26 protein-coding genes are annotated in these 25915 nt (G+C 71.5%); 14 read left to right on the top strand and 12 right to left on the bottom strand.

The window, feature by feature from the left end; all coding sequences use genetic code 11:
- Positions 1 to 54: 54 nt before the first annotated feature.
- Both DEJ46_RS14835 and DEJ46_RS14830 read right to left on the bottom strand, forming a co-directional pair.
- The gene (locus DEJ46_RS14835) at positions 55 to 1401 is read right to left on the bottom strand and encodes a polysialyltransferase family glycosyltransferase (protein WP_150266789.1); all 1347 of its coding nucleotides are present in this window, start codon (positions 1399 to 1401) and stop codon (positions 55 to 57) included.
- On the bottom strand, positions 1398 to 2438 hold the full coding sequence (locus DEJ46_RS14830) for a glycosyltransferase family 2 protein (RefSeq protein WP_150266787.1): 1041 nt from the start codon (positions 2436 to 2438) through the stop codon (positions 1398 to 1400). Before DEJ46_RS14830 ends, DEJ46_RS14835 begins: the two co-directional genes overlap by 4 nt.
- Positions 2439 to 2668: 230 nt before the next feature.
- On the opposite strand from DEJ46_RS14830, the gene DEJ46_RS14825 reads away from it, so the two are divergent.
- The 5 genes from DEJ46_RS14825 to DEJ46_RS14805 all read left to right on the top strand — a co-directional run bounded on the left by DEJ46_RS14825 (position 2669) and on the right by DEJ46_RS14805 (position 8548).
- Positions 2669 to 3958 carry a DUF6716 putative glycosyltransferase gene (locus DEJ46_RS14825; RefSeq protein ID WP_150266785.1) on the top strand — a complete coding sequence of 430 codons (1290 nt, stop codon included), beginning with the start codon at positions 2669 to 2671 and terminating at the stop codon, positions 3956 to 3958.
- Complete coding sequence (locus DEJ46_RS14820; protein WP_150266783.1) at positions 3958 to 5175, top strand: acylneuraminate cytidylyltransferase; 1218 nt, start codon at positions 3958 to 3960, stop codon at positions 5173 to 5175. The genes DEJ46_RS14825 and DEJ46_RS14820 overlap by 1 nt, the downstream gene beginning before the upstream one ends.
- Before the next feature lie 11 nt (positions 5176 to 5186).
- The gene (locus DEJ46_RS14815) at positions 5187 to 6080 is read left to right on the top strand and encodes an N-acetylneuraminate synthase family protein (RefSeq protein ID WP_150266782.1); all 894 of its coding nucleotides are present in this window, start codon (positions 5187 to 5189) and stop codon (positions 6078 to 6080) included.
- Positions 6077 to 7189 carry a hypothetical protein gene (locus DEJ46_RS14810; protein ID WP_150266780.1) on the top strand — a complete coding sequence of 371 codons (1113 nt, stop codon included), beginning with the start codon at positions 6077 to 6079 and terminating at the stop codon, positions 7187 to 7189. Before DEJ46_RS14815 ends, DEJ46_RS14810 begins: the two co-directional genes overlap by 4 nt.
- Positions 7190 to 7333: 144 nt before the next feature.
- Positions 7334 to 8548, top strand: coding sequence for an amidohydrolase (locus DEJ46_RS14805; RefSeq protein WP_150266778.1), 1215 nt, complete (start codon positions 7334 to 7336; stop codon positions 8546 to 8548).
- Between the two features lie 54 nt (positions 8549 to 8602).
- Here DEJ46_RS14805 and DEJ46_RS14800 read toward each other — a convergent pair whose 3' ends face one another.
- The 3 genes from DEJ46_RS14800 to DEJ46_RS14790 all read right to left on the bottom strand — a co-directional run bounded on the left by DEJ46_RS14800 (position 8603) and on the right by DEJ46_RS14790 (position 9659).
- Entirely contained in the window at positions 8603 to 8935 is a 333-nt protein-coding gene (locus tag DEJ46_RS14800; protein WP_150266776.1) for a hypothetical protein, read from the bottom strand.
- On the bottom strand, positions 8932 to 9270 hold the full coding sequence (locus DEJ46_RS14795; protein WP_150266774.1) for a hypothetical protein: 339 nt from the start codon (positions 9268 to 9270) through the stop codon (positions 8932 to 8934). The genes DEJ46_RS14800 and DEJ46_RS14795 overlap by 4 nt, the downstream gene beginning before the upstream one ends.
- Positions 9271 to 9338: 68 nt before the next feature.
- Positions 9339 to 9659 carry a hypothetical protein gene (locus DEJ46_RS14790; RefSeq protein WP_150266772.1) on the bottom strand — a complete coding sequence of 107 codons (321 nt, stop codon included), beginning with the start codon at positions 9657 to 9659 and terminating at the stop codon, positions 9339 to 9341.
- A 315-nt stretch (positions 9660 to 9974) separates the two neighbouring features.
- Between DEJ46_RS14790 and DEJ46_RS14785 the strand changes: the two genes are divergently transcribed.
- From DEJ46_RS14785 to DEJ46_RS14760, 6 genes are all read left to right on the top strand, one after another.
- The gene (locus DEJ46_RS14785; RefSeq protein WP_150266770.1) at positions 9975 to 11015 is read left to right on the top strand and encodes a BMP family protein; all 1041 of its coding nucleotides are present in this window, start codon (positions 9975 to 9977) and stop codon (positions 11013 to 11015) included.
- 196 nt (positions 11016 to 11211) lie between these two features.
- Positions 11212 to 12804, top strand: a complete 1593-nt coding sequence (locus DEJ46_RS14780; RefSeq protein ID WP_150274438.1) for an ABC transporter ATP-binding protein — start codon at positions 11212 to 11214, stop codon at positions 12802 to 12804.
- Complete coding sequence (locus tag DEJ46_RS14775) at positions 12801 to 13913, top strand: ABC transporter permease (protein WP_150266768.1); 1113 nt, start codon at positions 12801 to 12803, stop codon at positions 13911 to 13913. Before DEJ46_RS14780 ends, DEJ46_RS14775 begins: the two co-directional genes overlap by 4 nt.
- On the top strand, positions 13910 to 15199 hold the full coding sequence (locus tag DEJ46_RS14770) for an ABC transporter permease (RefSeq protein ID WP_150266766.1): 1290 nt from the start codon (positions 13910 to 13912) through the stop codon (positions 15197 to 15199). Before DEJ46_RS14775 ends, DEJ46_RS14770 begins: the two co-directional genes overlap by 4 nt.
- The gene (locus tag DEJ46_RS14765; RefSeq protein ID WP_150266764.1) at positions 15196 to 15600 is read left to right on the top strand and encodes a cytidine deaminase; all 405 of its coding nucleotides are present in this window, start codon (positions 15196 to 15198) and stop codon (positions 15598 to 15600) included. Before DEJ46_RS14770 ends, DEJ46_RS14765 begins: the two co-directional genes overlap by 4 nt.
- Before the next feature lie 80 nt (positions 15601 to 15680).
- Positions 15681 to 16958, top strand: coding sequence for a thymidine phosphorylase (locus tag DEJ46_RS14760; protein ID WP_150266762.1), 1278 nt, complete (start codon positions 15681 to 15683; stop codon positions 16956 to 16958).
- A gap of 28 nt (positions 16959 to 16986) precedes the next feature.
- On the opposite strand, the gene DEJ46_RS14755 is transcribed toward DEJ46_RS14760, so the two are convergent.
- Positions 16987 to 17649, bottom strand: a complete 663-nt coding sequence (locus DEJ46_RS14755; RefSeq protein WP_150266760.1) for an HAD family hydrolase — start codon at positions 17647 to 17649, stop codon at positions 16987 to 16989.
- 72 nt (positions 17650 to 17721) lie between these two features.
- Between DEJ46_RS14755 and DEJ46_RS14750 the strand changes: the two genes are divergently transcribed.
- The gene (locus DEJ46_RS14750) at positions 17722 to 17997 is read left to right on the top strand and encodes an STAS domain-containing protein (RefSeq protein WP_150266758.1); all 276 of its coding nucleotides are present in this window, start codon (positions 17722 to 17724) and stop codon (positions 17995 to 17997) included.
- Between the two features lie 32 nt (positions 17998 to 18029).
- Here the strand turns inward: DEJ46_RS14750 and DEJ46_RS14745 are convergent, their stop codons facing one another.
- From DEJ46_RS14745 to DEJ46_RS14735, 3 genes are all read right to left on the bottom strand, one after another.
- Entirely contained in the window at positions 18030 to 19001 is a 972-nt protein-coding gene (locus DEJ46_RS14745) for a sigma-70 family RNA polymerase sigma factor (protein ID WP_150266756.1), read from the bottom strand.
- 83 nt (positions 19002 to 19084) lie between these two features.
- Positions 19085 to 19792 (bottom strand): L,D-transpeptidase, encoded by a 708-nt coding sequence (locus DEJ46_RS14740; protein ID WP_150266755.1) that lies wholly within the window; start codon positions 19790 to 19792, stop codon positions 19085 to 19087.
- Positions 19793 to 19844: 52 nt separating this feature from the next.
- Positions 19845 to 21110 carry an MFS transporter gene (locus DEJ46_RS14735; RefSeq protein ID WP_150266753.1) on the bottom strand — a complete coding sequence of 422 codons (1266 nt, stop codon included), beginning with the start codon at positions 21108 to 21110 and terminating at the stop codon, positions 19845 to 19847.
- A 62-nt stretch (positions 21111 to 21172) separates the two neighbouring features.
- Between DEJ46_RS14735 and DEJ46_RS14730 the strand changes: the two genes are divergently transcribed.
- Both DEJ46_RS14730 and DEJ46_RS14725 read left to right on the top strand, forming a co-directional pair.
- Positions 21173 to 22129, top strand: a complete 957-nt coding sequence (locus DEJ46_RS14730; RefSeq protein ID WP_150266751.1) for a LysR family transcriptional regulator — start codon at positions 21173 to 21175, stop codon at positions 22127 to 22129.
- A 59-nt stretch (positions 22130 to 22188) separates the two neighbouring features.
- Positions 22189 to 22959 carry a transposase gene (locus DEJ46_RS14725; protein WP_150266749.1) on the top strand — a complete coding sequence of 257 codons (771 nt, stop codon included), beginning with the start codon at positions 22189 to 22191 and terminating at the stop codon, positions 22957 to 22959.
- 102 nt (positions 22960 to 23061) lie between these two features.
- On the opposite strand, the gene DEJ46_RS14720 is transcribed toward DEJ46_RS14725, so the two are convergent.
- The 3 genes from DEJ46_RS14720 to DEJ46_RS14710 all read right to left on the bottom strand — a co-directional run bounded on the left by DEJ46_RS14720 (position 23062) and on the right by DEJ46_RS14710 (position 25914).
- Positions 23062 to 23853, bottom strand: coding sequence for an alpha/beta hydrolase (locus DEJ46_RS14720; RefSeq protein WP_150266747.1), 792 nt, complete (start codon positions 23851 to 23853; stop codon positions 23062 to 23064).
- A gap of 88 nt (positions 23854 to 23941) precedes the next feature.
- Positions 23942 to 24709 carry a GNAT family N-acetyltransferase gene (locus DEJ46_RS14715; RefSeq protein ID WP_150266745.1) on the bottom strand — a complete coding sequence of 256 codons (768 nt, stop codon included), beginning with the start codon at positions 24707 to 24709 and terminating at the stop codon, positions 23942 to 23944.
- A 29-nt stretch (positions 24710 to 24738) separates the two neighbouring features.
- Entirely contained in the window at positions 24739 to 25914 is a 1176-nt protein-coding gene (locus tag DEJ46_RS14710; protein WP_190622654.1) for an HTTM domain-containing protein, read from the bottom strand.
- Position 25915: the final 1 nt, after the last annotated feature.

The raw sequence follows: 25915 nt of genomic DNA, 5'->3' as shown, positions 1-25915 counted from the left end.
GCACGGGTCCCGGGCCCTGGCTTTTGGCCGGCGACCGCCGGGCTTTCGGCCGCCCTACTTCCGGGCGGCGCTCCGCTTCCGCAGTTCCTTGCGCAGCCGCAGCGCGCGCCGCGCCAGGCGGCGGACCTGCGGGTGCCGGGGGAGCGGGAGACCGCCCGGCAGGTCGAGGACGGTCAGGCGGCGGCGGGTGAAGTGGTGCCGGGTGCGCTCGGCGTGCGGGCCCGACAGGTGCCGCGCCGCCGCCTCCCGCAGGTCCGCCCGTATCTTCGGCTGCATCGCGAAGCCGACCGCGGCGACCAGGTCGTTCAGCTCCGCCACGGACGGGCCCGGCCCGGCCGGCTCGTCCGCGCCGGCCTCCTCCAGGGGCGGGACGACCGCGTCCACCACCGTGAGCGGGATCCGGTTGCTGTTCTGGAAGGGGGTGAGCCGCTCCAGGAGCGTGCCCGTGCCCACCCGGGCGACCGGCAGCCCGTAGAAGGACTGCGCCGTGAGCAGCGCCGTGGAGAAGCAGCCGACCACGAGCGCGGGCCGCAGTTCGCGGTAGAGCACCTCGGCGAGCACGGTCCTGTGCTCGACGGTCAGTTCGGCGCCGAGCCGCTCCGCCTCGTCGACCAGCGCCCGGGACCAGGCGTCCGGGGCCGTCGGGTGCGGCTTGAAGACGAGCTCGCGGTGGCCGCGGGCGACCGCCCCGCGGACCATCCGCAGGTGCAGCTCCTCCTCCTCGGCGACCGTGAGCAGCTTCAGGGCGGCCAGGTACTGGCCGAGGAGGAGCGCGGGGCCCTCCTCCACCGTCTCCGTCACCGGTCCGGACAGCTCCTCGACGACCTTCACGAAGGCCTCCGCCGGCACGGCTTCCGGGACCGCCCCGAACTCGGCGAGCAGCAGCGGTTCGAGCCCGGGGACGAGGTCCAGGTGGAGGAGTCTGCGGACCCGTCCGCCGATCAGCGGGTCGATCTTGTTGCGGGTCGGTCCGTAGCTCATCAGGCCGTCGGCGTAGACGGTGATCGGTGCCTCGGGCAGCAGCTGCGCGATGGCCAGCGCGGGCGTCACCTGGGGTGATTCCAGGGCGAGTTCGACCCGGTCGTCGCCGAGGTCCCAGATCCGCCGCAGATGGCGCTTGAGCATCGGCGTGTCCTGGCCCCGGGGCGTCCAGCCGGCGGGGTGGAGCGGGGAGATCGTCTCGTTCCACGACAGCACGGAGTCGAAGCGGCCGCGCAGCCGCTCGAAGCCCTCGGCCTCGTCGACGGCCGGGGTGGTCTCCGGTACGGCGGCGTTGTTGGTGACGAGCAGGATCCGGCGGTCGGCCCGGCCGAAGCAGCCGCTGTCCAGGGCGGCGGCCAGGGTCGCCGCCCCGTAGAGGGTGGAGGCGCAGAAGATCTGGGTCGTACGTCGGGCGCTCATGCCGCCACCTCCGGGGAAGCCTTCACGGAAGACACCGAAACCGGCACCGGTCCCGGATCGGGTGCCGCCGGCGGCGGTGCCGGGCGCTGCTTCCGCAGCTTGCGCAGCATCGCCGCGCGGTCCCCGCCCATCGCCGTCAGGGCCTCGTCGAGGACGCTCTGCGGCATCCGGCGCAGCGCGCCCGCGCTCATCGCCTTCAACTGGCGGGCCACTTCGGGTTCGAATCGTCCGATCCCGCCGATGTGATGGGAAATCAGTGCGCAATAGGTACGGACGGCTTTGGGGAGAAGAAGGCCGGCGTCCCGGTCGTTCGCTGTTTCCTCGATCACCTGGTCGAATGCGCGGATGAAATCCAATTGCCGGACGTCGCCGATCTGGGTGAGCGAGGTCGCGACTCCGCGCCGGTAGAAGACGCCGAGCTCGCCGATCGCGGCGAACGATTTCGCCTCGCGGTGCAGCTTCCAGATCCAGGGCCGGTCCTCGGCGGTCCGCAGGCCGTGCGGGAAGTGGAGGAGCCCGCGCTCCATGAGCCGTCGGTGGTAGATCCCGGCCCACGCGTACGGGTAGTCGACGGAGGTCGTGCGGTGGGCGGGCAGTATCGAGGCGCGCGGGTCGAGGACCTCGCCGCGGCGGGCGACCGGGGCCTGGCGGACCGTGCGCTTGCGGCCGGAGACGGAGACGTGGTCGGTGCGCAGGAAGTCGCAGCCCAGCTGGTCCATGGCGGCGACGAGCCGTCCGTAGTAGCCGTGGGCGAGCCAGTCGTCCCCGTCCAGGAAGGTGACGTACTCGCCGCGGGCCGCGTCGAGGCCCGTGTTGCGCGCCGTGGCGAGGCCTTCGTTGCGTTCGTGCCTGAGCAGGACGGCACCCGGTACGTCGCGTACGGCCCGTTCGAGGATGTCGGGGGTCCCGTCGGACGAGCAGTCGTCGACAAGGAGGAACTCGAAGTCCTCGCGGGCGTTGGCACGCAGGCTTGTGAGGGTGTCGGGGGCATATGTCTGCACGTTGAAGAACGGCACGACCACGGAGAGCTTGACCACGTGGCCGACGCTAGGCGCCGCCCCGGCACTCTCCCCGACCGGTGGGGGGATATTCGGTGAACACCAAGCGGCGGGCCGATTAACCGCCTTTACCGGAAAGGAAATCAGGACCTCATTCCGGCCGATTCCGACCGGAAGGCGACCCGCTTAACAAGTCGGTGAGGCGCTGTTCACCCGTTGTTGTGTCTCAGTTGGGCCGGAAAGCGGAATGCCCTTCTAGCGTCCTCGACGTGCCATCACGTACCAACGAGGCAGTACGAGTAGCCGTACTCGCCGATTCCGACACCCGGTGGAAATGGGGCGCCCTCACGGCGCGCCGCATCACCACGGCGACAGCCGAGCCCACCGGATTCGTCCTGCGGGGACGGGCCACACCCACCCCGCGCCAGCTCGCCGAGACCGGGGTGTCCACGACCACCCCGAGCGAGGTGACGGGCGCGGAGTTCCTCCGTGCCGTCCGGGACGCGGAGGAGCGGGGAGAGGGATACGACGTCATCGTCCTCGCCCTGGTCGGCGGCACCGTCCGGGCCGTACTCCAGGGTCTTGCCGACCTGGCCCTGGCCCGGCGCCCGGTGATCGTCACCGGCTATGTCGGCGTCGTCTACGAGAAGCTCACCGACGGGCTCCTCCTGCGCCACGGCGCCGACGTCGTCCTCGCCAACTCCCGCCACGACGCCGAGCGTTTCCGGGCCGTCTACGAGGGCGTGGGCGCCGGCTCCGACTCGGTCGTCGAGGCCGCGCTGCCCTTCCTCGGCGGCGCCCCGCACACCCCCGAGGACGGCCGCGACACCCTTGTCTTCGCCGCCCAGCCGTCCGTGCCCGCCACCCGGGCCGAACGCTCCTACGTCCTGCGGCGGCTGATCGACCACGCCCGCCTCCACCCGGGCCGCGAGGTACTCCTCAAGCTCCGCTCCAAGCCGGGCGAACACACCACGCACCTGGAGGAGTTCCCCTTCCAGAAGCTGGTCCGCGACCTCGACCCGCCCGCCAACTTCCGTCTCGTGTACGGGCACATGGGCGAGGTCCTCGACCGGACCGACCTCCTGGTCACCGTCTCCTCCACGGCCGCGCTCGAAGCCCTCCACCGCCGGATCCCCACCGCGATCCTCACCGACCTCGGGGTCCGCGAGGCGCTCGGCAACCACCACTTCGTCGGCTCCGGCCTGCTGACCTCCTTCGACGGCCTCGACAAGGGACTCGCCCCGGCACCCGACGAGACCTGGCTCGCCCGTCAGGGCGTGGCGTCCGACAGCCCGTACGAAGAAGCCTTCGACGCGGCCCGCGACCGGGTCGCCGCACTCCTCGCGCTCCCCGCACTGCCCCCGATCACCCCCTACTACACAGCGGAGACGGCCCCCGGCTACCTGCCCGGGATCCTCGCCCGCCACCGCCTGGACGTCACCGCGCCCGAGCCCCGCGAGAGCGGCCTCCGCCGGATCGTCCGGGAGGCGGCGCGGGGCGCGTACCGGCACGGCGTGCAGCGCGTGGCCCCCGTCATCCGCCGGCTGGGAGAACTCTGATGCCGACGACACCACCGCCGACCGCCCCCACCGTGCTCGCCGTCATCCCGGCCCGGGGAGGCTCCAAGGGCGTCCCCGCCAAGAACCTCGCCCCCGTGGCCGGCGTCGCGCTCGTGGCCCGTGCCGTCCGCGCCTGCCTCGGCGCCCGCCCGGTCACCCACGTCGTGGTCTCCACCGACGACGCGGCCATCGCGGCCGCGGCCCGCTCCGCCGGAGCCGAGGCCGTGCACCGCCCCGCCGAGATCGCGGGCGACACCGCGACCAGCGAGGCCGCCGTCCTGCACGCGATGGACGCCTTCGAGGCCACCCACGGCCGGCCCGCCGACACCGTCCTCCTCGTTCAGTGCACGAGCCCCTTCCTCACCTCCGCCGAGGTCGCCGAGACCGCCGAGAGGATCACCTCCGGCGCCGCCGACACCGCCTTCACCGCCGCCCCCTCGCACGGCTTCCTCTGGCGTGAGACCCCCGAAGGGGCCACCGGCGTCAACCACGACAAGGCGCACCGCCCCCGCCGCCAGGACCGGGAGCCCGAGTACCTGGAGACCGGCGCCGTCTACGCCATGGACGCGGCCGGCTTCCGTACCCACGGGCACCGCTTCTTCGGCCGCACGGCACTCGTCGTCACCGACCCCGCCCGTGTCCTGGAGATCGACGACCCGCACGACCTCGCCCGCGCCAAGGCCCTCGCGCCGCTCCTCGACGAGCCCGTCACGCCCGGCTTCGCCGACGTCGACGCCGTCGTCCTCGACTTCGACGGCACCCAGACCGACGACCGGGTCCACCTCGACGCCGAGGGACGCGAGTTCGTCTCCGCGCACCGCGGCGACGGCCTCGGCATCGCGGCCCTGCGCCGCGCCGGCCTCCCCGTCCTCATCCTCTCCACCGAACAGAACGCCGTCGTCGCCGCCCGCGCCCGCAAGCTCAAGATCCCCGTCCTGCACGGCATCGACCGCAAGGACCGGGCCCTCAAGGAGTGGTGCGAGGCCGAGGGCATCGACCCCCAGCGCGTGCTCTACGCCGGCAACGACGTCAACGACCTGCCCTGCTTCCACCTCGTCGGCTGGCCCGTCGCGGTGAGCAGCGCCCACGACTCCGTACGGGCCGCGGCCCGCGCGGTCACCACCACCCCCGGCGGCTTCGGAGCGATCCGCGAGATCGCCGCCTGGCTCCTCGGACCCGAGCTCGACACCCCCGCACCCCTCATCCCCAACTCCTAAGGAACAGCACCATGAGCACCCGTCTGCGCACCTTCGGCTCGAAGACCGCCGGCCCCGGCCGGCCCGTCTACATCACCGGTGAGATCGGCATCAACCACAACGGCGAGCTCGACAACGCCCTCGCGCTGATCGACGTCGCCGCCGAGGCCGGCTGCGACGCCGTCAAGTTCCAGAAGCGCACACCGGAGATCTGCACCCCGCGCGACCAGTGGGACATCGAGCGGGACACCCCCTGGGGCCGGATGACCTACATCGACTACCGCCACCGCGTGGAGTTCGGCGAGGACGAGTACCGCGCCATCGACGAGCACTGCAGGAAGCAGGGCATCGACTGGTTCGCCTCCCCGTGGGACACCGAGGCCGTCGCCTTCCTGGAGAAGTTCGACGTCCCCGCCCACAAGGTCGCCTCCGCCTCCCTCACCGACGACGAGCTGCTGCGCGAGCTCCGCGCCACCGGCCGTACGGTCATCCTCTCGACGGGCATGTCCACCCCGAAGCAGATCCGCCACGCGGTCGAGGTCCTCGGCTCGGACAACATCCTGCTCTGCCACGCCACCTCGACCTACCCGGCCAAGGCCGAGGAGCTCAACCTCCGCGTGATCAACACGCTGAAGGAGGAGTACCCGAACGTCCCGATCGGCTACTCCGGCCACGAGACCGGCCTGCAGACCACCCTCGCCGCCGTCGCCCTCGGCGCCACCTTCGTCGAGCGCCACATCACCCTCGACCGCGCCATGTGGGGCTCCGACCAGGCCGCCTCCGTCGAGCCGCAGGGCCTCCAGCGCCTCGTCCGCGACATCCGCACCATCGAGACCGCCCTCGGCGACGGCGTCAAGAAGGTCTACGAGTCGGAGCTCGGCCCGATGAAGAAGCTCCGCCGGGTCCAGGGGCTCGTCGCCGCATGACCGGGCAGCTGGCGTTCGTCGAGAGTCCGGTCCAGCTCCTCAACGTCCTGGAATGGGCACACACGCAGGCGCCCGACCGGGCGCCCGGCGAGCCGCCCGCGCCCGCCCTCACGGTCGTCGTCCTCTCGCCGACCGACCCCATGTCGCGTGGCCAGCTGCGCCGGATGGCCCAGCTGGCCCGCGACGAGGGCCTCACCGTCCACTGGCAGGAGGCCCGCGGCGGCCGGGGCGCGCTCGTCCGCACCCTGCGGCAGCTCGCCCCGCCGCTGCGCCGGGCGGACCGGGTCATCATCGGCGACCCGTTCTCCCGCTACGTACAGCTGCTCCTGTCGCTCTTCTCCCCCCGGCACCTGACGGTCGTCGACGACGGCACCGCCACCATGGAGTTCGCCGCCCAGCTCGGCCGCGGCGAGCGCCTGGTGCGCTGGCACCGCAAGGGGAACCTCGGCCCGCGCGAGCTTGTCCTCGCCCCGGTGACCTCGCTGGCCCGCCGGCGGCTCGCCCCGGCCCGCGGCCGTACGGTCGAGATCTTCACGTCGCTGCCCGTCGAGGCCCCCGCCGGCGTCGAGGTCACGGAGAACTCCTACGCCTGGACCCGGGCCCGCTTCGGCCCCCCGCTGCTGACCGGCGGCGCGGACCTGGTGGGCACCTCGCTCGTCGAGACGGGTGTCGTCGACGCCGATCACTACGCGCGCGTGGTCGCGGAACTGGCCCGCGTCCACGGCGCGACCCGCTACTTCGCGCACCGCCGCGAGAGCGCCGAGAAGCTGCACCGCATCGCCGTCGAGACCGGCCTCCAGGTGGTCAGGCCCGAGCTGCCCCTGGAGCTGATCGCCCGGCGCGGCCCGATCGGCCGCACCGTCGTCAGCTTCCCGTCCACGGTCGTCCACACCCTCCCGCTGGCCCTCGCCGGTACGGGGGTCAAGGTCGCCGTCATCGAGGTCGCGCCCGAGTGGCTGCGGGCGACCGCCTCACCGCGCGCCCAGGGCTTCCTGTCCGGGGTGGCGGGCACGGCGGCCCAGGAGGTCGACCGCCTCACCGCACGGGCCGCCGGAGCCGTCGGCCCCATCGGCCCCGCGGGCTCCACCGGAGCGGCCGGAGCGGCCTGATCGCGTCGCTCGGCTCGAAATCGGCGCAGCGTACCCACATGGAAGGGCCTTCATGCCTGCCAAACCGAGATTCTTTCCCCTAACGGGCTGAACTTTTCGTGATCAACGGGCAGTTGACCCTCGAAGGGGCCTACCCTTCAAAAGGTGAACCAGTTGAAGTCCCGTGAGCCAGGCTCCGTCACCCTGCCCGGAACGCTGTCCGCACCCCTGCGCGCCGAACTGATCGCCTTCCGCAGGGACTTGCACATGCACCCCGAGCTGGGCAACCAGGAGTTCCGTACGACCGCCGCGCTCAAGGCCCGCCTGGAGGCGGCCGGCCTCGCGCCGAAGGTCCTGCCCGGCGGCACCGGACTCATCTGTGACATCGGCACCCCGGACCGCCGCCGCCCCATGCTCGCGATCCGCGCCGACATCGACGCGCTGCCCATCCCCGACGTGAAGACCGTCGCCTACCGCTCCACCGTGGCCAACCGCGCGCACGCCTGCGGACACGACGTCCACACCACCACCGTCCTGGGCGCCGGACTCGTCCTCGCCGAACTGGCCCGGCAGGGCCTCCTCCCGCACGCGGTACGGATCCTCTTCCAGCCCGCCGAGGAAGTGCTGCCCGGCGGCGCCGCCGACGCGATCGAGGCCGGCGTGCTCGACGGGGTCGGCCGGATCATCGCCGTCCACTGCGACCCCAAGGTGGACGCGGGGAAGATCGGGCTCCGCGCCGGCCCCATCACCTCGGCCTGCGACCGGCTCGAAGTCACCCTCGGCGGCCCCGGCGGCCACACCGCCCGCCCGCACCTCACCACCGACCTCGTCACCGCCGCCGCCCGCGTCGCCACCGACGTCCCCGCCGTGCTCGCCCGCCGGATCGACGCCCGCTCGGGCCTCTCCGTCACCTGGGGCCGCATCGAGGCGGGCCACGCCCCCAATGTCATCCCGCAGCACGCCGAGCTCTCCGGCACCGTCCGCTGCCTCGACCTGCCGACCTGGCGCGAAGCGCCCGACCTGATCCACGCGGCGATCGACGAGGTCGCGACCCTGCACCGCGCGAAGTCGACCGTGAACTACGTCCGGGGCGTCCCCCCGGTCGTCAACGACTCCGTGGTCACCGAACTCCTCGCCGACGCGATGACCGCCCGCCGCGGGCCGTACGCGATCGAGGACACCGAGCAGAGCCTCGGCGGCGAGGACTTCTCCTGGTACCTGGAGCACGTCCCCGGCTCCATGGCCCGCCTCGGCGTCCGCACCCCCGGCGACACCCGCGTCCGCGACCTGCACGCGGGCGACTTCGACGTGGACGAGCGCTGCATCGAGACGGCCGTGGAACTCTTCACGGCCGCGGCCCTGCTCGACCGCAGGGGCTGAACGGCGGAGCGGGAGGCCGCAGAAGCGACCTCCCGCTCGGACGGCGGACAGCGTTCAGATCATCGGGCGGAAGTGCACCCGGACCGTCGTCACCCCCACGTTGGGGCTGTCGGAGCAGCGCTGGGCGGAGACGCCTCCGTTGCGCGCCCACTGGCCGTACCGCGTGAACGGCCCGCCGGTCGGCCCCTGGCACGTGACCTGCACCCGGTACTGACGCAGCTCGTGGATGTTCGTGCACTTCGCGTACCCGGTCCACGGGGCGCCCGACGACTTCCACACCGTGCAGGCCGCCGCCTCCGCCGAGGGTGCCGCTCCGACCAGGCCCGCCGTCACGGCCAGCGCGGCGGAGGCGAGCGCCACCCCGCTGCGGACCGCGCCCGCCGTCACAGGCGGACCCGCTCGACGCCGACCTTGTAGATCCCGACGTTGGGGTTGTCGGAACACTTCGCGCTCGACGTCTTGCCGTTGCCGACGGCCTTGCCGTAGATCTCCCACTTGTTGCCGCGCGGGTCGATGCAGGTGACCTTCACCTTCGCGGCCTCCAGCGGGTGGGGCAGCATTCCGGTGCACTTGGCGTAACCGGTGTACGGGGCTCCGCTCGACTTCCAGGTGTCGCAGTCCACGGAGGCCGCGCCCAGCTGGGCGGCGGACGCGGTGGGAGCGGTGATCAGCGAGCCGGTCGCGAGTGCGAGGCCGAGCGCGGCGATGACGGTCTTCTTCATGGTTCCCCCTGTAGGGCTGTCGTGCTGGTGAACGGTGTCGTCGCGGGCCTGGTCAGGACCCGTTCCGGTCAGGCGCTGAAGGAGACACCGACGCGCAGGACGCCGACGTTCGGGTTGTCCGAGCACTTGGCGGTGGACGTCTCGGTGTTCCGCTTCCACGGGCCGTACACGGTCCACTGGCTGCCGCGCGGGTCCACACAGGTGACCTTCACCCGGAACTTGTCACCCCACGCGATCTTGCTGCAGTAGGCCGAGCCGGTGTACGGCGCGCGGCTCGACGTCCAGGTGTTGCAGTCGCCGACGGAGGCGGCGGAGGCGGCGGGCGCCAGGGCCGCGGAGCCGCTCAGCAGGGCCGCCGTGATGCCGAAAGCGGCGAAAGAGCGTTTCATGGGACTTCCCCCTGGTTGTTCTGTTTTTCGGAGGCGGTGGGGTGGTCAGCCCGGCCGCCTCGTGTGGTCACGAGGAGAGGTATCAAGCCATACGCAGCGTCTGCAAAGGAATGCGCAAAAGATCGTCATGTCGAGGTAACACCGTCCGCATCGCGTGTCGGACCGTCTCCACCTCGCTACCGTCTGGTACGACTCGCTGGCGTCGATCCGGTAACGACTCATGAACGGGTCTTTAACTGACATCTACGCGCGTTACGATCGCCCGAAACCAGCGCCGGAAGAGGCGCTTTCGGTCAGTCTTGAAGGGACCTCCTCGTGCGCCGGGTATCCAAGATCACCGCCGCGTGTGCTGTCACTGCGGCTCTCGCTCTCACTGCCACCGCCTGCGGGGAGTCCTCCACCGGGGACAGTGGCTCCGACAACGGCGACATCAAGGTCGGCATGGCTTACGACGTTGGTGGTCGTGGCGACAACTCCTTCAACGACTCCGCCGCGCGCGGCCTCGACAAGGCCAAGGCCGAGCTCGGTGTCGAGACGAAGGAGCTCACCGCGAAGAACGGTGAGACCCCGGCGGACCGCGAGCAGCGCCTCGCCTCCCTCGCCGAGGGCGGCTTCAACCCGGTCATCGGTGTCGGCTTCGCCTACAAGGACGCGATCGACAAGGTCGCGGCCAAGTACCCGAAGACGACCTTCGGCCTGGTCGACTCGGTCTCCGAGGCGAAGAACGTCGACTCGATCGTCTTCACCGAGGAGCAGGGCTCCTACCTCGCCGGTGTCGCCGCGGCCCTGAAGTCCAAGGACGGCAAGATCGGCTTCATCGGCGGCGTCGACATCCCGCTGATCAAGAAGTTCGCCGCCGGCTTCCAGCAGGGCGTCAAGGAGACCAAGCCGAACGCCACGGTCCAGATCCAGTACCTGTCCACCGGTACGGACATGTCCGGCTTCGGTGCTCCGGACAAGGGCAAGGCCGCCGCCAAGGGCATGCTCGACAAGGGCATCGACGTCGTCTACGCCGCCGCGGGCGGCTCGGGTGCCGGCGCCATCGAGGCCGTCGCCGCGAAGCCGGGCGCCTGGGCGATCGGTGTCGACTCCGACCAGGCCAAGGACCCGGCCCTGTCGAAGTACGCCGGCTCGATCCTCACCTCGGTCGTCAAGAACGTCGACACCGGTGTCTTCGAGCTCGTCAAGTCCGTCCAGGACGGCAATCCGATGACCGGCACGCACACCTACTCGCTGGCCGAGAACGGAGTCTCGCTGACCACCACGGGTGGCCACCTCACGGACATCCAGGCCCAGATCGACGCGGCCAAGAAGAAGATCGTCGACGGTCAGATCAAGGTCGCCACGACCCTCTGACACACGTCGAACGGGGGCCCGGAGAGCGGCTTCGGCCGACACTCCGGGCCCCCTTCACACGTATGTCCGCGGGCAGTTGAACGATTTTCCTGACGCTACGCGCGTAGCGTCGTGGCCCACAGGGTATTTTTCGCCACCGACAGCGCCTGCCTCCCCGCCTCGTCCTCCTCACGCTCCCTGCCTAGGAGAGTGCGTCATCAAAGCCTCCAGCACCAGCAGTCCGAACGCCGTAGAACTCCGCGGCATCACCAAGCGTTTCCCCGGAGTCGTGGCCAACCACGACATCGACATCACCGTGCGCCGCGGCACCGTCCACGCCCTCGTGGGCGAGAACGGCGCGGGCAAGTCGACTCTGATGAAGATCCTCTACGGCATGCAGAAGCCGGACGAGGGCACCATCACCGTCGACGGCGAGCAGGTGACGTTCAACAGCCCCGGCGACGCCATCGTCCGCGGCGTCGGCATGGTGCATCAGCACTTCATGCTCGCGGACAACCTCACCGTCCTCGAGAACGTCGTCCTCGGCTCCGAGAAGCTCTACGGCATCGGTGACAAGGCCCGTGCCAAGATCAAGGAGATCTCCGACGCGTACGGCCTCGGGGTCCGCCCCGACGTCCTCGTCGAGGACCTCGGTGTGGCCGACCGCCAGCGCGTGGAGATCCTCAAGGTCCTCTACCGCGGCGCCCGCACCCTGATCCTCGACGAGCCGACCGCCGTGCTCGTCCCGCAGGAGGTCGACGCGCTCTTCGACAACCTGCGCGAGCTCAAGGCCGAGGGCCTGACGGTCATCTTCATCTCGCACAAGCTGGGCGAGGTCCTGTCGGTCGCCGACGACATCACCGTCATCCGGCGCGGCACGACGGTCGGCACCGCCGACCCGAAGAGCACCACCACCAAGCAGCTCGCCGAGCTGATGGTCGGCGCCGAGCTGCCCTCGCCGGAGACCCGCGAGTCGACGGTCACGGACGTGCCGATGCTGACGGTCCAGGGCCTGGCGCTCAGCGCCGTCGACCCCGACGGCGTGGTCCGCGCGGTCCTCGGCGGGATCACCTTCACCATCCACAAGGGTGAGGTGCTCGGCATCGCCGGTGTCGAGGGCAACGGCCAGTCGGAGCTCGTCGACACGATCATGGGCATGCGCACCGCCGACGGCGGTGTCGTGACCCTGGACGGCCGGGACATCTCCGCCGCCCCGACGCGCAAGCGCCGCGAGGACGGCATCGGCTGCATCCCCGAGGACCGCCACCGGCACGGTCTGCTCCTGGAGGCCCCCCTCTGGGAGAACCGCATCCTCGGCCACGTCACGGAGAAGCCCAACTCCAAGGGCGCCATCCTCGACCTCAAGGCCGCCCGCAAGGACACCGAGCGGATCGTCCGCGAGTACGACGTCCGGACCCCCGGCATCGACGTCACCGCAGCCTCCCTCTCCGGCGGAAACCAGCAGAAGCTGATCGTCGGCCGCGAGATGAGCCACGACCCCAAGCTGCTGATCGCCGCCCACCCCACCCGCGGTGTGGACGTCGGCGCGCAGGCGCAGATCTGGGACCAGATCCGCGAGGCGCGCCGTGAGGGCCTGGCGGTCCTGCTGATCTCCGCCGACCTGGACGAGCTGATCGGCCTCTCCGACACGCTGCGCGTGATGTACCGCGGCCGGCTCGTGGCGGACGCCGACCCGGCGACCATCACCCCGGAGGAGCTGGGCTCGGCCATGACCGGCGCCGCCGCCGGCCACCTTGAGCACGATGAGAGCCCTGAGGGCACCGACGGCCCGGAGGACGAGGCCCGATGAAGAAGTTCGACAAGGAGCGGGTGCTCCTCGCCATCGCGGCGCCGCTGCTCGCGATCGTCGCCGCCTTCCTGATCACCGCCCTGGTGCTCGCGGCGACCGGCAAGGAGCCGTTCAGCGCCTTCGGGATCATGTTCGACTACGGCGTCAAGTCGGACAGCCAGGTCTACATCATCAACAAGGCGACGACGTACTACCTGGCGGGCATCGCGGTGGCCATCGGCTTCCGCATGAACCTGTTCAACATCGGTGTCGACGGCCAGTACCGTCTCGCGGCCTTCTTCGCCGCCGCCGTCGGTGGCGCGCTGACCCTGCCGGGCATCGTCCAGATCCCGCTGATCATCATCACCGCGATGATCGTCGGCGCCATGTGGGCGGGCATCGCGGGTCTCCTCAAGACCACCCGGGGTGTCAGCGAGGTCGTCTCGACGATCATGCTGAACTTCATCGCGACCGCGATCATCGGCTACCTCCTCCAGCCCGGCCGCCTCGGCCACCTGGACGCGGCCGGCACGAAGGTGGCGACGACCCCGCTGCCGGAGTCCTCGCACTTCTTCGAGTTCCCGACGACCCCGACCCCGATCTACGGCTTCGTCGTCGTCGCGGTCATCGCGGGCCTCGGTTACTGGTTCACCCTCTCCCGCACCCGCTTCGGCTTCGACCTGCGGACCGTCGGCCAGTCGGAGACGGCCGCCTCGGCGAGCGGTGTGAACGTCAAGAAGATGGTCGTCACGTCCATGCTGATCTCCGGCGCCATGGCCGGTCTGATCGGTATGCCGACGCTGCTCAACGACTCGTACGAGTTCGGCGGCGACTTCCCGGTCGGCATCGGCTTCACCGGTATCGCCATCGCCCTGCTCGGCCGCAACCACCCGATCGGCATCGCGCTCGCCGCGATCCTCTGGGCGTTCCTGGAGCGCGGCGGCCAGCAGCTGGAGTTCGAGAACTACGACCGCGAGATCGTCGGCGTCATGCAGGGCGTCATCGTCCTCTGCGTCGTCATCGCCTACGAGGTCGTCCGCCGCTACGGCCTCAAGCGCCAGCAGCGACAGGTCGGCGAGAAGCTCGCCGCCCAGGCCCGTTCCAACGACACGACGGAGGTGTCGGCGTGAGCGCCACGGCGACTTCCACTCCGCCGCCCGCGGCCCCCAAGGCGGCCGGCGGCAAGGGCGGCCGTACCCGCCTCACCCTGCCCTGGATCCTCCTGATCGTCGCGGGCGGGCTCATCGCCCTCTCCGCCGTGCGGGTCATCACCGGGGCGCAGGACCTCACCTCGGCCGGCCAGATCAGCGCCGCGCTCTCGCTCGCCGTGCCGATCGGCCTCGCCGGTCTCGGCGGTCTGTGGGCCGAGCGCGCGGGCGTGGTCAACATCGGCCTCGAAGGCATGATGATCCTCGGCACCTTCTTCGGTGCCTGGGCCGGATGGCAGACCGACCCGTGGATCGGCATCCTCGCCGGCATCCTGGGCGGCATGTTCGGCGGCCTGCTGCACGCGGTCGCGACCGTCACCTTCGGTGTCGACCACATCATCTCCGGCATCGCGATCAACATCCTCGCGGTCGGTGTCACGACGTACTTCGCCAAGCTGTGGTTCAACTCCGGCGAGGCGGCGGCCAAGGGCGGCAGCCCGAAGCAGTCCCCGCCGGCCGAGGACATCACCTCGATCACCGTGCCGGGGCTGTCCGACTGGCTCGCCGACATCGAGCAGCACCACTGGTTCCTGATCTCGGACATCGCCGGCATCCTCGGCGGTCTGGTCACCAACGTCTCGGTGGTCACGATCCTCGCGGTGCTGCTGGTGATCGCCACGTTCTTCGTGCTGTGGAAGACCTCGTTCGGTCTGCGGCTGCGCTCCTGCGGCGAGAACCCGATCGCGGCCGAGTCCCTCGGCGTCAACGTGTACAAGTACAAGTACATCGCCGTCATCGTCTCGGGCGGCCTCGCCGGCCTCGGCGGTGCCTTCCTCTCGCTGGTCACCTCGCACATCTACAACGAGGGCCAGACCGGTGGCCGCGGCTACATCGGCCTCGCGGCGATGATCTTCGGCAACTGGCGTCCGGGCGGCCTCGCGATGGGCGCGGGCCTGTTCGGCTTCGCCGACGCGCTCCAGCTCCGCAGCGGCGGCGAGTCCGTGCACGCGCTGCTCCTGCTGCTCTTCGCGATCCTCGTCGTCCTGGCGGCCTGGAAGGCGTACAAGAAGGCCTGGATCACGGCCGCCATCAGCGCCGTCATCGGCGCCGGCGTCCTTGTCTGGTACCTCGGTACGGACACGGTCCCGGTCGAGTTCGTCAGCGCGACCCCGTACGTGGTCACCCTGCTGGTCCTCTCGCTCTCCGCGCAGCGCCTGCGGATGCCGAAGGCCGACGGCATGCGGTACCGCAAGGGCGAGGGCAAGTGACGGCGGCTCTTCCCGAGGCCGACTGGGAGGCCCTGCGGGTCACGGCGCGCGAGGCCATGTCCCGCGCGTACGCCCCCTACTCGGGCTACCCGGTCGGCGCGGCGGCCCTCGTGGACGACGGGCGGACGGTCTCCGGCTGCAACGTGGAGAACGCCTCCTTCGGGCTGGGCCTGTGCGCCGAGTGCGGTCTTGTCTCGCAGCTCCAGGCGACCGGCGGCGGCCGTCTGACGCACTTCGTGTGCGTGGACGGCCTGGGCGAGTCCCTGGTGCCGTGCGGCCGGTGCCGGCAGCTGCTGTTCGAGTTCGGTGGCCCCGACCTCGTCCTGGAGACGCCCGCCGGGTTCCTGACCCTGGCCGAGATGCTGCCGCAGGCCTTCGGCCCGGACCACCTTCGCAAGTAACACCTCGGAGCGGCCCTTCCGGCACGATGGAAGGGCCGCTCTCCCTTTCCCCCTCTATGCGCGTAGAAAGAGGAACCACCATGGACGTCATCTCCGTCATCCGCACGAAGCGGGACAAGGGCGAGCTGAGCCCGGAGCAGATCGACTGGGTCATCGACGCCTACACCCGCGGCGTCGTCGCCGACGAGCAGATGTCCGCCCTGGCCATGGCGATCCTGCTGAACGGCATGAACCGTGCGGAGATCGCCCGCTGGACCGCCGCCATGATCGCCAGCGGCGAGCGCATGAACTTCGACGCGCTCTCCCGCCCGACCGCCGACAAGCACTCCACCGGCGGCGTCGGCGACAAGATCACCCTCCCGCTCGCCCCGCTCGTCGCCGCCTGTGGCGCGGCCGTCCCGCAGCTCTCCGGCCGCGGCCTCGGCCACACCGGCGGCACGCTCGACAAGCTGGAGTCGATCCCCGGCTGGCGCGCGCTGCTCTCCAACGACGAGATGCTGCACGTCCTCGACACCACGGGCGCCGTCATCTGCGCGGCCGGCGACGGCCTGGCCCCGGCGGACAAGAAGCTCTACGCGCTCCGCGACGTCACCGGCACCGTCGAGGCCATCCCGCTGATCGCCTCCTCGATCATGTCGAAGAAGATCGCCGAGGGCACCGGCTCGCTCGTCCTGGACGTCAAGGTCGGCACCGGCGCCTTCATGAAGACGATCGAGGACGCCCGCGAGCTGGCCTCCACCATGGTCCAGCTCGGCACCGACAGCGGGGTCAAGACGGTCGCCCTGCTCACCGACATGTCGACCCCGCTCGGCCTGACCGCGGGCAACGCCCTGGAGGTCCGTGAGTCCGTCGAGGTCCTGGCGGGCGGCGGCCCGGCTGACGTCGTCGAGCTGACGATCGCGCTCGCCCGCGAGATGCTCGACGCGGCCGGCATCAAGGACGCCGACCCGGCGAAGGCGCTCGCCGACGGCTCGGCGATGGACCACTGGCGCCGGATGATCGCGGCCCAGGGCGGCGACCCGGACGCCACCCTCCCGGTCGCCCGCGAGCAGCACGTCGTCACGGCGCAGTCCTCCGGCGTCCTGACCCGCCTCGACGCGTACGACATCGGCGTCGCCGCCTGGCGCCTCGGTGCGGGCCGCGCCCGCAAGGAGGACCCGGTGCAGGCCGGCGCGGGCGTGGAGCTCCACGCGAAGCCGGGCGACACGGTGACGGCGGGCCAGCCTCTGCTGACCCTCCACACCGACACCCCGGAGAAGTTCGACTACGCCCTGAAGTCCCTGAACGACTCCTGGGACATCGCGGCGCCGGGCACGGCGTTCACGGCGAACCCGATCGTGATGGACCGCATCGCCTGAGACCGCCCGTGACGGGAGCCGGTGCGGGTCACGGCCGCACCGGCTCCCCGAGCAGCCCCGGCAGCTCCCGCATGTCGTCGAAGACGACCGTCCGCGGACCCATCAGGCGGTCCGCCCTGGTCAGGCCCCCGCAGTAGCCGAAGGCGCGCATGCCGGCCGCGCGGGCGGCCCGGACGCCGTAGAGGCTGTCCTCGACGACCGCGCAGCGCTCGGGGGCGACGCCCATCGTGGCCGCCGCGTGCAGGAAGAGGTCCGGGGCGGGCTTGCCGCGCGCGACGTCGCGGGCGCTGAACATCCGGCCCTCGAAGCGGTCGAGCAGCCCGGCCCGGCCCAGGTTCTTGCGGATGCTGGTGTGGCTGCCGTTGGAGGCGAGGCAGTACGGGACGGCCAGCGCGTCCAGCACACCGGTGACGCCCTCGACGGCCGTCAGCTCCGCGTCCAGGGCGTCCTCGTACCGCTGCTTGAAGGGAGCCTGCCAGCCGGGCTCCAGGGTGCCGCCCCGGCGCTCCTCCACGATCGCCGTGAGCATCTCGTGCGAGGAGCCGACGAAGAGGTCCGCCACCTCCGCCTCGGTGAACTCCGCCCCGAGCGAGGCGAACACCTCCCGGTCCACGCGGCAGTAGATCCGCTCGCTGTCCACCAGGACGCCGTCGCAGTCGAAGATCACCAGTTCGACAGGTTCGTGAGTCATGATCCAGAGCGTAGAGGCACGCGGGGGGACCGGCGGCGATGAGTTCCGGGCCCCGGGACGGTCTCAAGGCATGTGGACACCAGTCAGCCGCTCGTCGTGACCCTGCCCGCCCGCCCCACCGGGGGCGAGGTGGCCCTCCTCTGCGCCGAACTCGGCGCGGCCCCGCCCGGTGACGTCGTCTGCGAGGTCGGCGCCCTCGCGCCCGCCGACCTCTCGGCCGTCGACGCCCTCGCCCGCCTGAAACTGGCCGCGAACCGCCGGGGCCACCGCATCCGCTTCCACGGAGCAGGACCGGAACTGCAGGCCCTGCTCCGGCTGACCGGCCTCGACGGAACGCTCGGCGTCTAGGGCCTGTCCGACGGATCAGGGCCGGACACCCCCTAGGCCTCCAGTCGCGCGGGCAGGTCGAAGAGCGGGAACCAGCGCTCGGTGTCCAGGAAGAAGTCCATCCCGGCGACCTTGCCGTCGCGGAGCTCCAGGACGATCAGCGCCCACGGGGAGAAGCCGCCCGCCGGGTCCGGGTGGTACTGCGCGAACGCCGGGGAGCCGTTCGCCACGGTCGGCACCAGCTTCGAGCCGGCGCAGACCTCGCCGACGCCCAGCATCCAGCCCACGATGTCGTCGTGGCCCTGGAGCCACAGGTCGTACGGCGGCATGGACATGGTCGCGTCCTCGTGGAGGAGTGCGGTCAGCGCCTTCATGTCGTAGCCCTCGAAGGCGGCCACGTACCGCTCGAGAAGCGCCTTCTGCTCCTCGTCCAGCGGGTTCGCCGGGTCGGAGGTGGCCGGCGCCTGTTCGGCGAGGGTCGCGCGGGCCCGCTGCAGGGCGCTGTTGACCGAGGCGACGGAGGTGTCGAGGAGCTCCGCGACCTCGCTCGCCTTCCAGGCGAGCACCTCGCGCAGGATCAGCACGGCGCGCTGCTTGGGCGGCAGGTGCTGGAGGGCGGCGACGAAGGCGAGCCGCACGGTCTCGCGGTGCACGGCCGTCTCCGCCGGGTCGGCGACCGACGGCAGGACACGCCCGTCCGGGACCGGCTCCAGCCAGGTGATCTCCGGCTGCTTGACGAGCTGCGCCTGGGCGACCGGGGTCGGGGAGGTCAGATCCATCGGCCGCGCCCTCTTGTTGCCCGCGTTCAGCGCGTCCAGGCACACGTTGGTCGCGATCCGGTAGAGCCAGGACCGCAGCGAGGAGCGGCCCTCGAAGGTGCCGATGGCCTTCCAGGCCCGCACCATCGTGTCCTGCACCGCGTCCTCCGCCTCGAAGGAGGATCCGAGCATCCGGTAGCAGTAACCGGTCAGCTCCCTGCGGTACTTGTCGAGTTCTTCGGTCGTCACGGTCGCGGCGTCACTCATCGGGACCACACCCCACTCACCCCTCACCGGCACCGCTCGGTACCGGTGAGAGGGAAGCTACCGCAGCCGACTGACAGTGGGGGTCACGTTCCCGGCTTGCGCCCGTAGACGAAGACGTCGTCGCCGTTCCGGAGCATGCTCCAGTACTTCTTGGCGTCGGCCGGCCGCATGTTGACGCAGCCGCCCGAACCCGGCGGGTTCCACATGGACTTGGTCGTCGAGTGGAAGGCCTGGCCGCGGTCGAAGAACTGCGCGTACGGCATGGAGACGTTGTAGAGCGTCGACCAGTGGTTGATGTTCCGCCAGTAGATCTTCTTCGAGCCCGTACGGGTCTCGGTGCCGTCCTTGCCCGTACGCACCGGCACCGGGCCGTACTTGAGGCGCGAACCGTCCTGGATCCAGGACAGCTGCCGCGTCAGGTCGACGCACGCGATCCGGCCCTTGTTGGTAGGACACTTGCGGGCGGCGTTGGGGTTGGTCCCGGCCGCCTTCTGCTGGAGCATCGTGTTCATCGTGCGCCAGGTGATCGTCCCCGCGTACCCCGCGGCCGGGGTGATGCCGTGCTTCGACTGGAACGCCTGGATGGCCTTGCAGTCGGCGAGCGACTGGCGGCCGTCGACCGTCCGGCCGAGGAACTTCTCCACCTGCTTCTGGTACGGCCCCGTCGTCACGTTGCAGGACGCCGCCTGCGCCGGAGCCGTACCGAGCGCGATCGTCATCGGCACCACCAGCGCCGTGAGACCGGCGGTGACGCCCGCTCTCTTGCCTATTCGCCTCGTGATTCGCTTCATTTCCGTCATCTCCCCCTTGGGTCCTGACAAGGAGGACGCCCGAAGGAGCGAGTCAGTTGCAGGCCGCGGCGAGCTGTGGCCGACGGGCCGCGACCCGGGCGCTGTGGCTCCCGTAGAGGGTCACGGACACGACGCCGAGGACCGCGACGAGGCCGATCAGGACCGTGCCCGCCCAGCCGCCCGCGTGGAAGGCGACGGCGCCGAGCGTGCCGCCCGCGCTGCTGCCGAGGTAGTACGCGGACTGGTAGAGCGCCGAGGCCTGCGCCCGGCCCGTCTTCGCCGTGCGGCTCACCGAGGAGGAGGCGACCGCGTGGCCCGCGAAGAAGCCGGCCGTGATGAGGACGAGCCCCGCCAGGACCGCGGCGAGCGAGTCGGAGAGCGAGAGCAGCAGGCCCGCGGCGGTCGTGGAGACCGCCAGGTAGAGCGCCCCGCGCCGGCCCAGCCGGCCGACCAGCTTCCCGGCGGCGGCCGAGGCGACCGTACCGACCAGGTAGACCAGGAAGATCGAGCCGATCACACCCTGCGGGAGCGAGAACGGCGCCTCGACCAGGCGGTAGCCGATCACGGTGTACACCGCGCCGAAGACCGTCATGAACAGCGCACCGATCACGTACAGCCGGACGAGCAGCGGGTCGGACAGGTGCGTCCGCACGGCGCCCGCCAGCGCCTTCGGGTTCAGCGTGCCCGGCGTGAAGTGCCGGGCCTTCGGGAGCAGCGCCCGGAAGGCGATCACGCACAGCAGCGAGGTCAGGCCGACGGCGGCCAGACCCGCGCGCCAGCCCCACATCTGGGCGGCCCAGCCGGTCACGATCCGGCCGCTCATGCCGCCGATCGAGTTGCCCGCGACGAAGAGGCCGATCGCCGCGATCAGCGCCTTGGGGCGGACCTCCTCGGCGAGGTACGCCATCGCGGAGGCGGGGAGCCCGGCGAGCGCGGCGCCCTGGAGGGCGCGCAGGGCGATCAGGGTCTCCAGGTTCGGCGCGAACGGCACGAGGAGCGAGACGGCGACGGCGACCGAGAGGGAGGCGGTCATCATCGCGCGCCGCCCGAAGCGCTCCGAGAGGGCGCTGAGCGGCAGGACACACAGGGCGAGGGCGCCGGTCGCGGCGGAGACCGTCCAGGAGGCGGCGGACGCGGTGGCGCCGAACTCGGCCGAGATGGCCGGGAGAAGGGCCTGCGTGGAGTAGAGGAGGGCGAAGGCGGCCAGTCCGGCGGCGAAGAGCGCGAGGCTCGTCCGGCGGTAGCCGGGGGCTCCGGGGGAGAGGCGGGTGTCGGCGGACGCGCTGGTGGCGGCCGCCTTGGTACTGGCGGGAGGCATGTCTCGAACGTAGGACGATCCGTTTCATGCGTCCAATGCACGGAACTGCTGTAATCGTTCCCATGGCGCATGAGTACAGGTCACAGCCTCGGCTGTCACCGAACAGTAACGAAGAAGACATGGGACTGCTGCTGGCCCCACGGCTCGCGTACTTCGCGGCCGTCGCCCGGCACGAGCATGTGACCCGGGCCGCGGCCGAGATGGGCGTGCCGCAGTCGACGCTCTCGCGGGCGATGGTCAGGCTCGAACAGGACCTGGGAGTCTCCCTCTTCGCCCGCCGCGGCCGCACGGTCTCCCTCACCCCGGCCGGCCGCAACTTCCTCACCGCCGCCGAGAAGGCGCTCACCGAGGTCGAGCGGGCCGCCGACACCGTACGGGCCGACGCCGACCCCACCGCGGGCCGGGTCGCCTTCGGCTTCCTGCACACGATGGGCTCCGAGACCGTCCCCGGCCTCATCCGGGCCTTCCGCGTCGACCACCCGCGCGTCCGCTTCACCCTCGTCCAGAACTACGGCGAGGCCATGATCGAGCGGCTCAGGGCGGGCGACCTCGACCTCTGCCTGACCTCCCCGGTGCCGGACGCCCCCGACCTGGTGGCCCGGCGCCTCGACGAGCAGCGACTGCGGCTCGTCGTCCCCGACGACCACCGGCTCGCGGGCCGCCGCCGCGTCCGCCTCGCCGAGGCCGCCGACGAGACCTTCGTGACCCTGGAGCCGGGGTACGGGCTCCGCCGCATCACCGACGACCTGTGCGCCGAGGCCGGCTTCACACCGCGCGTCGCCTTCGAGGGCGAGGAGGCCGAGACGCTGCGCGGACTGGTGGCGGCGGGCCTCGGCGTCGCCCTGCTGCCGCCGCCCGCCGTCCCGCGCCCCGGCGTCGTCGAACTGACCGTCACCGCGCCCCGCGCGGTCCGCGAGATCGGCGTCGCCTGGCTCGACGGCCACCCGGACACGGCCCCGGTGGCCGCCTTCAAGAAGTTCCTGCTGAGCCGCCGCGGCCACCTGCTGCCCAAGGACTAGGAGACAAGACACCCCCTAAAGGGTGTTGCAGAAGGCTCAGTTCCGGGCATTTTCCCTGTATGGGTGGGGTGTTGCGGGCTGAGCCGGTGTGGGTCGAGACGTTCACGGGCTTGCGAATCGACCGGTTCGCGAAGCTGGTGAAGGTCGTGAAGGAGCGGGGCGGGAACGGTCCCGGTGGTGGCAGGCCGTGGTGCCTGCCACTGGCCGACCGGGTCCTGCTGGTGGCCGTCTACTACCGCACCAACCTCACCATGCGGCAGCTCGCCCCGCTCTTCGGGATCTCCCCGGCCACCGTCTGCCGGGTCATCCAGCGACTGCGTCCGTTGCTGGCCCTGGAGCCGGCCCCGCGGCCGGTCGCCGACGTGGACCGGCTGTGGATCGTGGACGGCACCTTGATCCCGGTCCGCGACCGGACAGTAGGAGCCTCCTCCCGCAACTACCGGTTCTCGGCGAACGTGCAGGTCATCATTGACGCGGACAGCCGCCTGGTGATCGCCTCGGCCCGGCCGGCGCCGGGGAACAAGGCCGACGCCCACGTGTGGCGGGAGTCGGGGCTGCCGGCCGCGGCAGCCGGGACGACGGTGATCGCGGACGGCGCCTACCTCGGCACCGGCCTGATCGTCCCGCACCGCAAGAGAGCCGGTCGCCCCCTCCTGCGTGGCCAGGAGGAAGACAACGCCGAACACCGACGCGTCCGTGCCCGCGTCGAGCACACCTTCGCCCGGATGAAGAACTGGAAGATCCTTCGCGACTGCCGCCAGAAAGGAGACGGCCTCCACCACGCGGTCCAGGCCGTCGCCACCATGCACAACCTCGCCATGACACGGTGAAACAACAGGCCAGACGCCACTTCGACCTGCCGAAGCCGGACCTTCTGCAACACCCTTTAGGGGGTGTCCGGAAAGTCCCGCCTGGCCCGCGGGCAGACGGCGTTACTTTCCGGACACCCCCCAGCGCCGGGAGGAGCTCCCGAAGCCCACCGCGAGCGGCATCCGCAGGCCCAGCGGCGGGGGCGCGGCCAGCGCGTCCGTCACGGGCCGGGCCACCGGCCGGGCGAAGAGCGCGCCGAGCGCGAAGTCCGCGGCGAGCGCCTGGACCTCGGCCGCGTACTGGCGCAGCGCGTGCCCGTCCGTGTGCACCTCGAAGCGGCACGTGTCGCGGTTCGTCTTCTTGGCCCGGGCCGCGAAGCGGAACGACAGCTCGGGGTCCGTACGGGCGTCGTTCGTGCCGTGCACGATCAGCACCCGCCGCCCCGCCAGCTGCCGCACCGGCTCCGGCTCCGCCGCCACGTCGTCCTCCGGGAGCCACGGGGCCAGCGCGACGACCGCGCCGACCGCGTCGTGTCCGGCGGCCCGCAGCGCCGCCCGCGCCCCCATCCCGTGGCCGACGAGACAGACCGGTACGTCGCCGTAGCGGCGTACCGCCTCGGCGACCGCCCAGCCGGCGTCCGCCGCGAGCTCCGCGTCCGCGCCGTTCCAGCCGCGCCCCCGGTAGCGCACCACATGGCCGACGAGCCCCTCGGTCCGCCCGGCCCTGACGAGCGCGCGCCCGACGGGCAGGACACCCAGGTGGGCCCGCGCCGAGGCGCGCCGTCGCGACGACGGCTCACCGTCCGGCAGGAGCAGCACCACGCCGCCCACCGCCGCCGTCCGGGAACCTCCAACGGGGCGGCCGAGCCGGGGTCTCCGGGCCTCGGACGGCCCCACGAGTGCGTAGTGCGCCATGGTGGAACAGTCTCAGAAGCCGAGGTGTACACCACCCGTACACGCGGTCACTGTTACGTATCGCCATGGTGCCGAACGCCCGGCACCGCTAGGCGCGTTCGAAGACGTGGACCGAACCGATCGTGGTGAAGCCCTGCCGCGCGTACCACGTGTGCGGCCAGTCGTCGGGGTGCGCCGTCAGGAAACGGAGGGCGCAGCCCGCGTCGGCGGCGGTGCGCAGCGCCGTGTCCAGGACGCGTCCGGCATGGCCCTTCCCGAGATGGGCCTCCGCCGTGACCAGGCTCTCCAGCTGCGCGATCCCGGCCTCCAGGTAGAGATCGGCCCAGGCGGCGACCTCGCCCTCGGCGGTGTGCGAGGCGAGGAACCGCACGTCCTCGGCGCCCCGCTTCCGTGCCGCCTGACGCTCCACCAGGTGGTGGACCTGCTCGTCCGTGAGCTGCGGCGCGAAACGGCGCCAGGAGACGGCGAGCGGCCCGCGCAGCGCGTCCAGGTCGACCTCCCGCGCGCCGCCGGCCTCGGGCACCGGCCCGGTGTGCCGCATGATCAGCCGGGTGGAGCAGTCATAGCCGGCCCGTGCCATCGGCTCCCGGCACGCGGTGCCGACCGTCTCGTCGAGGACGTACACGAGGCGGAACGGCAGGTGCCCGAGGGCCTCCTCCGCGTGGCCGGGCAGCGCCTCGGGTTCCGTCTCCCCGTCGACGACCAGGTGGTTGTTCCCCCGGGAGTGCGCGTACGCGTCGTCGAGCCCGGCGAACCCGCCGGGGAAGTCGACCGTACGGGCCGCCTGCCGGCGGTGGAAGCGTGACAGGAAGCTGTGGACGCGCGGGAGTTGGGCGTCGCTCGTCGTCGAGGTCATCCCGCCAGACTAGGGGGACGACCGGCCGATCAGGCCGGGACGGCGGTCCGGCCCTCCCGTGCGGTCAGGGCCCGCAGCCGCTCGGTCAGCCGGCCGCAGCGGGCCCCGAGCGCGACCAGGAAGGCCGTGGGGAGGAAGACCGCGTCGCAGACGACCATGGCCAGCGACAGGAAGGGGATGCCGAGGACGACGGCGATCCCCAGGTGTTCGGCGATCATCACGGCCAGCAGGACGTTCTTCACCTTGCGGTTGGCGAGGGTGAAGGGGAAGGCCACCTGCACCATGACGGTGAGGTAGCTGAGCGCCAGGATCATCAGCGTGCTGCCCGCGAGGAGCCCGGAGAGCCCGGGCCACGGGGTGAAGTAGTCGAGGTGGAGGACGTAGTGGAGGGCGCTGCCCTCCTGCCACCGGCTCCCCTGGATCTTGTACCAGCCGGCCGTCGCGTAGATGAGGCAGACCTGGGCCGCGATCACGAGCATCGCGCAGTTGTGGAGCATCGAGGCCGCCGCGTCGAGCACGGCCCGTGCCTCGTGCCGCGGGAACCAGTGGCCCGCCGCGTACCAGAGACCCTGGACGGCCCACAGCGTCCAGAAGACCAGGGACCAGCCGGGGGTGGTGTGCGCGGACAGCGGGATCAGCACCGCCAGGGCCGCCGCCCACAGGGCCGGACCGGCCGGATCACGGCCCGGCAGGTCCGCCGCGCCCGGCAGGCCCGACCGGCGGCGCGCGCGGCGGGCGTCGAGGGACCAGACCCGGGAGCAGCGGGTGAGGACCAGGTAGATGACCATGATCCGGACGACGTTGTCGCCGCCGTCCCCGACGAGGTTGTTGCGGTTGATGACCGACAGAACGCCGGCCATGAGCAGGACCGACGTGCCGCGGGTGCGCCAGCCCAGGAGGACGGCGAGCGCGGCGGCGATCGTGACGGTGTAGACGGTCTCGAACCAGAGGCCGCCGTCGCCCCAGGCCAGCGCGGTGAAGGTGCGCTCCTCGCCGATCAGGACCTGGGCCAGGTCGAAGGAGAGCGGGCTGCGCTCGCCGTACAGCACGTGGCGGTTCGGCCATTCGCGCAGGAGGAAGGAGAGGACGACGGCGGAGAGGCCGATCCGGAAGAAGGCGGCCTGGTAGGGGGCCCGGACGGCGGTGATCGTGGCGAGGAGCCGGACGAGGCGCTCGGCGGGCCGCGTGGCCGTGGGGGTGGTCATG

The sequence above is a fragment of the Streptomyces venezuelae genome, from assembly GCF_008642375.1.
Taxonomy (GTDB): Bacteria; Actinomycetota; Actinomycetes; order Streptomycetales; family Streptomycetaceae; genus Streptomyces; species Streptomyces venezuelae_G.
The sequence above is the reverse complement of the archived record's forward strand: the minus strand, read 5'-3'. Positions and strand labels throughout refer to the sequence as shown.

Coding starts and splice junctions, on each gene's coding strand:
- DEJ46_RS14810 (WP_150266780.1), top strand. CDS start 6,077: ATGACCGGGCAGCTGGCGTTCGTCGAGAGTCCGGTCCAGCTCCTCAAC.
- DEJ46_RS14735 (WP_150266753.1), bottom strand. CDS start 21,110: ATGCCTCCCGCCAGTACCAAGGCGGCCGCCACCAGCGCGTCCGCCGAC.
- DEJ46_RS14715 (WP_150266745.1), bottom strand. CDS start 24,709: ATGACCTCGACGACGAGCGACGCCCAACTCCCGCGCGTCCACAGCTTC.
- DEJ46_RS14790 (WP_150266772.1), bottom strand. CDS start 9,659: ATGAAACGCTCTTTCGCCGCTTTCGGCATCACGGCGGCCCTGCTGAGC.
- DEJ46_RS14720 (WP_150266747.1), bottom strand. CDS start 23,853: ATGGCGCACTACGCACTCGTGGGGCCGTCCGAGGCCCGGAGACCCCGG.
- DEJ46_RS14820 (WP_150266783.1), top strand. CDS start 3,958: ATGCCGACGACACCACCGCCGACCGCCCCCACCGTGCTCGCCGTCATC.
- DEJ46_RS14740 (WP_150266755.1), bottom strand. CDS start 19,792: ATGAAGCGAATCACGAGGCGAATAGGCAAGAGAGCGGGCGTCACCGCC.
- DEJ46_RS14755 (WP_150266760.1), bottom strand. CDS start 17,649: ATGACTCACGAACCTGTCGAACTGGTGATCTTCGACTGCGACGGCGTC.
- DEJ46_RS14835 (WP_150266789.1), bottom strand. CDS start 1,401: ATGAGCGCCCGACGTACGACCCAGATCTTCTGCGCCTCCACCCTCTAC.
- DEJ46_RS14710 (WP_190622654.1), bottom strand. CDS start 25,914: ATGACCACCCCCACGGCCACGCGGCCCGCCGAGCGCCTCGTCCGGCTC.
- DEJ46_RS14795 (WP_150266774.1), bottom strand. CDS start 9,270: ATGAAGAAGACCGTCATCGCCGCGCTCGGCCTCGCACTCGCGACCGGC.
- DEJ46_RS14745 (WP_150266756.1), bottom strand. CDS start 19,001: ATGAGTGACGCCGCGACCGTGACGACCGAAGAACTCGACAAGTACCGC.
- DEJ46_RS14815 (WP_150266782.1), top strand. CDS start 5,187: ATGAGCACCCGTCTGCGCACCTTCGGCTCGAAGACCGCCGGCCCCGGC.
- DEJ46_RS14725 (WP_150266749.1), top strand. CDS start 22,189: ATGGGTGGGGTGTTGCGGGCTGAGCCGGTGTGGGTCGAGACGTTCACG.
- DEJ46_RS14775 (WP_150266768.1), top strand. CDS start 12,801: ATGAAGAAGTTCGACAAGGAGCGGGTGCTCCTCGCCATCGCGGCGCCG.
- DEJ46_RS14760 (WP_150266762.1), top strand. CDS start 15,681: ATGGACGTCATCTCCGTCATCCGCACGAAGCGGGACAAGGGCGAGCTG.
- DEJ46_RS14730 (WP_150266751.1), top strand. CDS start 21,173: ATGGCGCATGAGTACAGGTCACAGCCTCGGCTGTCACCGAACAGTAAC.